This is a genomic window from Acidimicrobiales bacterium (genome assembly GCA_036399815.1).
In the GTDB taxonomy this organism is placed as follows: Bacteria; Actinomycetota; Acidimicrobiia; order Acidimicrobiales; family DASWMK01; genus DASWMK01.
Window position 1 is genome coordinate 34951 of sequence record DASWMK010000082.1, and the last position, 7021, is coordinate 41971.

Genomic DNA, 7021 nt, shown 5'->3' on the forward strand with positions numbered 1-7021 from the left:
GTGCTGGACGACGAGGGGTGGGACTGGTGAGGACGACGATCGGCGATGTTGCTCGCCACCCCGCCTGGCTGCCCGACTGGTGGTTGGAACTCCCGCACCGGCGGGTCGCCTTCTGGCGTGACGTGCTGTACGAGCCGGGGCAGGGATGGCTGCGCTGGCAGTCGGATCGCCGCGAGCGCGTCTACTACGACCCGCCCGATCTGGACACGTGGGTGGTGTGCCCGCCCGCTCATCGGCTGTGGCTGTACCTCCGATCGTGGCTCGCTGCACCGCAGCTGTTGGTGGTCGGGTTCCGTGACGATGACGGCTGTCGGCATCGCTTGTCGTGGGACGAAGTCCGGCCGTCGTGGGACGACTGTTGGGACAGCCTCATCGACGGGGACCGGCGCCGCATGTGGGGGGCGTCGTGACCGCGCTCGTCTTCGATTCCAAGGCCGACGTGATCGCCGCCTGCGACGGCCTCGTCCACGCTCTCTCCGCCATCGCGCAGGACGTGGAAGGCCGCGACGACCCCGACCACCTCGCCCTCCTCCTCGACGCCCTCCGCCGGGTCAAGGCGGCAGTGGGGGAGGCGTACCAGCAGTGCGAAGCCCAGCTGGTCGCCTGCATGGGCACGAAGAGCCGTGAGGTGCCCGGCCTCGGTGTGATCGAAGTGAAGTTCAAGGTGGGCCGGAGGAAGTGGGATCACGACGGCCTGTGGCGTGTCGTGGTCGCCCGCGCCCACGACGAACGCCGGGTTGACGGCGATGGGGTGTACGAGTCGGAGGGGGAGGCGGTCGCCCGGGTGCTGGCCGAATGCTGCCGGCCCGACTGGCGTCTCACCCCGCTCCGTGCCCGGAGCATCGACCCTGACGAGTTCTCGGAGACGACGCCGGCCGGCTGGTCCGTCGTGCTCCCGCCGAGAGAGGTGGCGTGATGGTCCGCCAACTGACCCCCCGCCCCGCGGTGCGCAAAGGCCAGCGCGCCCGTGTCGCCCTCGCCGGTCCCGCCGGCGCGGGCAAGACGTGGACGGCGCTGGAGGTCGCCAAGGTGCTCGGTGGCCGGGTCGTGCAGATCGACACCGAACGCGGGTCAGGCTCCCTCTACTCGGACCGGTTCGACTACGAGACTGTCGACTGGCTGCCGCCGTACGATCCCCGCGAGCTGGGCCAGGCGGTCGTCGAACTCGGCGGCAGCTACGACGTGGTCCTCGTCGACTCGCTGTCCCACTTCTGGATGGGCGAGGGGGGCACCCTCGACGTGGTCGACGCCGCAGCCGCCCGCAGCCGGGGGAACTCCTACGCCGGCTGGAAGGAGGGCACCCCCGCCCAGAACGACATGGTCGCCGGGCTGCTCGCCAGCGACGCCCACGTGATCGTGACGATGCGGTCGAAGGTCGAGTACATCCTCGAGACCGACGCGAAGGGCAAGCAGGTGCCTCGCCGGATCGGGATGGCGCCGGTGCAGCGCGACGGCATCGAGTACGAGTTCACTGTCACCGCCGATCTGGACCACGAGCACACGCTGGTGGTGGCGAAGACCCGCTGCGATCTGATCGAGGGGAAGGCGTACAAGCGGGGGCACACCGCTGAAATGGCGGAGACGCTGGCTGCGTGGCTGGGGTCGGCTGAGCCGCTGGTCGACCGGATGACGGTCGAGGCGCTGGTGGCCCGGATGAACGGCATTCCGGACCCGGACACGCGGAAGCGGGTGAAGGAGATGTTCGTCGCCTGCTTCGGGTCGCCGTCGTCGTTGACCGAGAAGATGGCGGTCGAGGCGGCGGCGTGGCTGGACGAGCAAGTGCCGACGCCCCCGTCGGCGCGTGACAACGACGGCATGGGCGAGCAGGCGTCGCTCATCGCCGCGGAGGGCAACTGATGCGGGACATCGCCTCGTTCTGCGAGCACCGTCCCGGTCGCCCCGAAGCGGACGTGTCCACCGTGGTCTGCGAACCGTGGTCGCTCGCCTGCACCACCGACCCGCAGTTGGCCGGCGCGTTCCTGTTGCACTCGCTCGCCGCCGGCCGCGCCCTTCCCCGTCTGGACGACCGTGTCGTCTGCGTGCATCCCCGTGTGCGGGCGCTGCGCCCCGGTGACCGGACGATGGTGTACCCGGCTGACTGGCCCGGACAGGCGGTGGCGTGATGGCCCGCCGTCCCGCCGAAACGCTCCTCACGGTCGAAGCCCGCGAACGGTGGGCTGGTAGCCGCGCGCTCGTCCCCGTGTCGCGCGACTCGTGCCCGGCGTGCTCGTCGCCGCTGGAAGGCACGACGATGACGGAGACGCCGCTGCTGCGGCACGGCGGGTACGGCGCCGCCCGGGAGACGACGACGGTGTTCTGTGATGGGTGCGGCTGGTCGCTCGTCGTCGCCGTCTCCGAAGTCCACCCCGGCCCGCGGTCGCCCGACCCGGTCGACGTTTCCGTCGGGAGCTTCCTGTGATCGGCATCCCGTGGCGCCACCCGCGTCCTCAGCCGGCCGACGAGGACGAGCGGCCCGTCTACCGGGCCGACTACTCGCAGCACGCGTCAGCCGCCCGCTGCGAACCGTCCGACGACCCGGACTTCGATGGCTGGGAAAAGGTGATCGCGCGGCATTGCGACCGGTGGCCTAACCACATCGTGTCGTCCCCGGTGTGCCACATCGGCGGCCACCACCAGCGGTGCTACATACCGAAGGCCAAGCCGTGAGCAACCTCTACGGCAAGGGCCCGCGCGGCAAGGCGACGATGCTGCACTCGCAACTCGTCCGGCTCCGCGGCGCCTGCGAACGGTGCGGCCGCTCGGCCGGCGTGAAGCTCGAGTGCGCCCACATCATCAGCCGCCGGTACGCGTCGACCCGCACCGACGAGAGGAACGCCTGGTGTCTCTGCTCGGCCTGCCATCGCAGGTTGACGGAGTGGCCGTTCGAGCACGTCGCTTTCGCTGTGGCGACCATCGGCCAGGAGACCTACGACGAACTCAAGGCGAAGGCGTTGACGATCAAGAAGGTCGACTGGGAGGCCGAGGTGGTCCGACTGTCGGCGCTGCTGAGGGAGGCCGCATGAGCTACTTCCATCATCTGCTGTCGCTGCTGTCGAGGAAGGCGGACGGCGCGGTCCACCTGCACTACACGTACGGCACCCCCGAACGGTTCCTCGTCTCCTGGTGGGCTGGCGGCGAGTTCCATCGGGTGTCGGGTGAGCGTCTGCATCAGACGTTGTCGGAGGCGGTGCGTGAAGCGCGGGCCGACCAGCCGGAGCAGGCCGCATGAGCGACGTCGAACGGCACGCCTTGGCCATTCGCGACCGAGGACTAGGACACCAGCATCGGTGGGCGCCGGAGTGCGCTTGTGGTTGGGTGGGCCGCTTCAAGCGGCGACGCCAGATGGCCGAGGTCGAGTACCACGCTCACGTTGGGAAACAACGGCCGTCGTCCTACCGCACCGGCGTTGTTCGACGACGGCCCACGCCAACGCGACGCCTGCCGAAGGAGTTGCGATGACCTGCGAGAACGTGGCTGTCGCTCTCTCCTACGACCCGGACCGGCCATCGTGGTCCACGCCTGCCGTCTGCGCCGCGCTGGGCGTGACGAGGACCGAGATCAACTACTGGGTGCGCGGCATGCCCCTCCCGCTGGCCCGTCCCGGCACCGGCTACCGCCGCCGCTGGTCGCCCCGCGAGGTCGTCGCCATCGCCATCTGCCGGCACCTCCGCGACTCCGGCCTCTCCATCCTCGTCGCCGCCCCGGCCGCCGTCGTCGGCTGCCACGGCGACCGCGGCGAGGTGCTGTACGTCCGGCCGGAGGGCGCCGTCGTGCTCCCCGCTGAGGCGACCGCAAGCGTTTCGCAGCCGTTCCACGCGCTCCGCCTCGCTCCCGTCTGGGACGAGGTCGAAGCCTGGGTCCACGGGGAGGCCGCGGCGTGACCCACGGCAGCGACATTCGTCTCGAGGCGCTGCTACCCGAAACGGAACCGCCGCCGCCCCGCGACCCGATCCCCGTCCCCCACACCCGGCCCGACACGTGGGAGCCGGTCATCCCGTGGCCGGACCGCCCCGAATGGATGCGCCGCGGGAACTGCGCTGGCACCGACCCCGCGATCTTCTTCCCGAAGCCGGGCGACCCCGCGGCGACGAAGAAGGCGAAGGAGGTGTGCTCCGACTGCCCGGTGCGGGGCGAGTGCCTCGAGTTCGTGTTGTGGAGCCCGGACGGCAGGTGGGGCGTGTGGGGCGGGACGACGCCTTTGGAGCGGCGCCGGCTCCGCAGGCAGCGGGCACGGGAGGCCGCGTGAGCGCCCGGCTGATCGTCGCGGACGTGTTCGACGGCCTCCGCTCCCTCCCCGACGGCTCCGTAGATTTCGCCTGCTGGTCGCCGCCGTTCCTCGCCCTGCGCTCGTATCTTCCGGCGGACCACCCCGACAAGGGGAAGGAGATCGGGTCGGAGGCGACGCCTGCGGCGTGGCTGGACGTGATGCTCGCTGTCACCGCTGAGGTGGGCCGGGTGCTCGCCCCGCACGGGTCGATCGCCGTGGAGATCGGCGACACGTACGCCGGGTCCGGTGGCGCGGGCGGCGATTACCTCGCTGAGGGGTGGCGGTCGGGTGAGCCGAAGTTCAACGGCTCGGCCAAGGCGGCGCGCTGGGGTATGGACCCTGAGGCCGAAGGCAAGGGCCGCGGCAAGCAGGCCCGCCCCGAGGGCACCTCCGGTCCCGGCTGGCCCCTGTCGAAGTCGCTGACCGGCCTCCCCACCCTGTTCGCCTGGTCGCTCGCCTACGGCCGGAACCTCCTCACCGGGGAGCCGTCTCTCGCCGGCCAGTGGCGCGTGCGGAACCTGCGGCCGTGGGTGCGGCCGAACCCGCCGGTCGGGTCGTTGGGGGACAAGGTGCGGCCGGCTACGTCGTATGTGACGGTGGCGTGCCGGTCGGAGCGCCGGTGGCACGACCTCGACGCCGTAAGACGGGCGACGTCGGCGCCGGAGAAGCCAGGCGGTCGGCCGAGGCGACAGACGTCCCCCCGACCGAACGGCAGCGGTGACGGCGACCCCCGCTACGACGACGTGCCGATCATGTCGAACCCCGCCGGCGCACCTCCGTTGGATTGGCAGCACCCGGTGGACGAGGTGCTCCGCGCCCAGCTTGCAACCGACCGGACCACCCCCCGTGACCTCCGCCTCGCCCTCGAGCGCGCCGGGTGGCTTGCCTCAGCGGACACGTACGACCTGCCGCCCGGCGGGTACACGGGCGCCCACTACGCCGTCTGGCCGCCGGCGCTGGTGGCGCCGATGGTGGAGGAGATGTGCCCCCGGCGCGTCTGCCGCACCTGTGGGGGGCCGAGCCGACGCCTGACCGGCGGGGCCACCCTCGACGCCTACCGGGCGAGCGACCGGCCGCAGACCCGTCGGGCGGTCGAGCTGGCCGACGCCGCCGGGCTGACCGACGACCACATCGCCGCCGTCCGCGCCACCGGGCCGAACGACACCGGCAAGGCGCTCGTCGTCAACAACGGCGCCGGCAAGAACAGCGACGCGGTGAAGTCCCTCGCCGCCGAGGCGAAGGCCGTGCTCGGCGGCTACTTCCGCGAGTTCGTCACGACCGGCAACGCCACCTCCACCACGACCGGCTGGTCGTCGTGCGGCTGCCCCGGCACCGACGGCATCCGCGTCGACGGGTTCCACACAGGCCCCGCCTGGCGGCCCGGCGTCGTCCTTGACCCGTTCGCAGGCACCGGCACCACCCTTCGGGTAGCCGTCGACCGAGGACGTGACGCGGTCGGCGTCGACATCGACGCCCGCAACGCTGACCTCGCCGGCGAGCGGCTCGGCATGTTCCTCGACGTGGAGATCCCTGTTTCTTCTGAGGTCCAGGAAGGCGAGGTGGCCTAACCGGTGGAGTACCGACGCTCAGGAGTCACCGCGGGTACCGATCTACGGGTTCGGCTAAGCGAGAGAGACGGCTGGCGCTGCACGTACTGCCATGTGTTCCTCGTGCGGGACGGCTACGAAGCGGAGGCATGCGTCTGGTCGTCTGATGGGTGGGTCCTCGACAGGAGCGACCCAGATGCCGCGCCGTTTGACTGGCCCCACATCGACCATGTGATCCCCCGGTGCCGGGGCGGGTCGGACGACATCGACAATCTCGTACTCGCGTGCGCGTGGTGCAACCTACGCAAGGGCGCCATGACCGGCGACGAGTGGCGCTCGTCGTCAACAACGGGGCGCGTCTAGTGCCGCGCATCCGCTCCGTCCACCCGGACCTCTGCACCTCCGAGACGATGGCGACGCTGTCGGCGTCGGCGGAGCGGACCTTCGTCCGGCTGTGGACGCACTGCGATGACGACGGCCGCTGCGTCGACAACGTGCGCCTCATCAAGGCCGCCGTGTATCCGCTGAACGACGAGATGACGCTCGACGCCGTCGAGGTGGACCTGGCCGCTCTTGCTGCGAAGGGGCTGATCATCCGGTACGAAGTCGACGGCCGGCGGTATTTGGCGGTGAGGTCGTGGTGCGAGTTCCAACACCCGCAGAAGAGGCGTCCCAGCAAGCTCCCCGCCCCCTCCGCGACTACCCCCGTACTAGTACGCGAACAGTCCAGCCCTGTAGTTGAAGTAGGAGATGGAGATGGAGAGGGGGAGGGAGTTACCCCCCTACCCCCCCCGTCGGTGAACGAACGAGCGTCACGAGCGGCGTCGCCTCCGGCGACCGTGACCGCCGTCTTCGACGCCTGGCGCGATGCAACCGGGCATCACCGCGCCGTTCTCGACTCGAAACGCACGGCGACCATCCTCAAGGCGCTGCGCCTGTACCCGCTTGAGGACGTGCTCGACGCGGTGAAGGGGTGGCGGCACGACCCCCACAACCGCGGCGAGAACGACCGGGGCCGACCGTACAACGACATCACGCTCCTACTCCGAGACGCCGAGCACATCGAACGGTTCCGCGACCTCGAACGCGGCCACCCCCGACTCAACGGCAGCACCGTCGTGCCCCCGGCGATGCGCGCCTTGGAACGGTTCGTCGGCCGGCAAGGGGGTGCGGCGTGACCCCGGACGAGACGACCGCCGTGCTCGCT

General features: G+C 70.8%; 12 protein-coding genes. All 12 read left to right on the top strand.

The window, feature by feature from the left end:
- Window positions 1-26 precede the first annotated feature (26 nt).
- Window positions 27-410 (top strand): hypothetical protein, encoded by a 384-nt coding sequence (locus tag VGB14_06125; protein ID HEX9992483.1) that lies wholly within the window; start codon window positions 27-29, stop codon window positions 408-410.
- Window positions 407-916 (top strand): hypothetical protein, encoded by a 510-nt coding sequence (locus VGB14_06130; GenBank protein ID HEX9992484.1) that lies wholly within the window; start codon window positions 407-409, stop codon window positions 914-916. Before VGB14_06125 ends, VGB14_06130 begins: the two co-directional genes overlap by 4 nt.
- Window positions 916-1857 carry an AAA family ATPase gene (locus VGB14_06135; GenBank protein HEX9992485.1) on the top strand — a complete coding sequence of 314 codons (942 nt, stop codon included), beginning with the start codon at window positions 916-918 and terminating at the stop codon, window positions 1855-1857. Before VGB14_06130 ends, VGB14_06135 begins: the two co-directional genes overlap by 1 nt.
- Entirely contained in the window at window positions 1857-2123 is a 267-nt protein-coding gene (locus VGB14_06140) for a hypothetical protein (GenBank protein ID HEX9992486.1), read from the top strand. Before VGB14_06135 ends, VGB14_06140 begins: the two co-directional genes overlap by 1 nt.
- Window positions 2124-2251: 128 nt before the next feature.
- Entirely contained in the window at window positions 2252-2419 is a 168-nt protein-coding gene (locus VGB14_06145; GenBank protein ID HEX9992487.1) for a hypothetical protein, read from the top strand.
- Window positions 2416-2667, top strand: coding sequence for a hypothetical protein (locus VGB14_06150; protein HEX9992488.1), 252 nt, complete (start codon window positions 2416-2418; stop codon window positions 2665-2667). Before VGB14_06145 ends, VGB14_06150 begins: the two co-directional genes overlap by 4 nt.
- Complete coding sequence (locus tag VGB14_06155; GenBank protein ID HEX9992489.1) at window positions 2664-3023, top strand: HNH endonuclease; 360 nt, start codon at window positions 2664-2666, stop codon at window positions 3021-3023. Before VGB14_06150 ends, VGB14_06155 begins: the two co-directional genes overlap by 4 nt.
- Window positions 3020-3229 (top strand): hypothetical protein, encoded by a 210-nt coding sequence (locus VGB14_06160; GenBank protein ID HEX9992490.1) that lies wholly within the window; start codon window positions 3020-3022, stop codon window positions 3227-3229. Before VGB14_06155 ends, VGB14_06160 begins: the two co-directional genes overlap by 4 nt.
- Before the next feature lie 241 nt (window positions 3230-3470).
- Window positions 3471-3881, top strand: coding sequence for a MerR family transcriptional regulator (locus VGB14_06165; protein ID HEX9992491.1), 411 nt, complete (start codon window positions 3471-3473; stop codon window positions 3879-3881).
- Window positions 3882-4018: 137 nt separating this feature from the next.
- Window positions 4019-4246, top strand: coding sequence for a WhiB family transcriptional regulator (locus VGB14_06170; GenBank protein HEX9992492.1), 228 nt, complete (start codon window positions 4019-4021; stop codon window positions 4244-4246).
- Window positions 4243-5835, top strand: coding sequence for a DNA methyltransferase (locus VGB14_06175; GenBank protein HEX9992493.1), 1593 nt, complete (start codon window positions 4243-4245; stop codon window positions 5833-5835). The genes VGB14_06170 and VGB14_06175 overlap by 4 nt, the downstream gene beginning before the upstream one ends.
- 308 nt (window positions 5836-6143) lie before the next feature.
- The gene (locus VGB14_06180) at window positions 6144-6992 is read left to right on the top strand and encodes a hypothetical protein (GenBank protein HEX9992494.1); all 849 of its coding nucleotides are present in this window, start codon (window positions 6144-6146) and stop codon (window positions 6990-6992) included.
- The last annotated feature ends 29 nt before the right edge of the window (window positions 6993-7021 follow it).

Coding starts and splice junctions, on each gene's coding strand:
- VGB14_06140 (HEX9992486.1), top strand. CDS start 1,857: ATGCGGGACATCGCCTCGTTCTGCGAGCACCGTCCCGGTCGCCCCGAA.
- VGB14_06145 (HEX9992487.1), top strand. CDS start 2,252: ATGACGGAGACGCCGCTGCTGCGGCACGGCGGGTACGGCGCCGCCCGG.
- VGB14_06135 (HEX9992485.1), top strand. CDS start 916: ATGGTCCGCCAACTGACCCCCCGCCCCGCGGTGCGCAAAGGCCAGCGC.
- VGB14_06170 (HEX9992492.1), top strand. CDS start 4,019: ATGCGCCGCGGGAACTGCGCTGGCACCGACCCCGCGATCTTCTTCCCG.
- VGB14_06160 (HEX9992490.1), top strand. CDS start 3,020: ATGAGCTACTTCCATCATCTGCTGTCGCTGCTGTCGAGGAAGGCGGAC.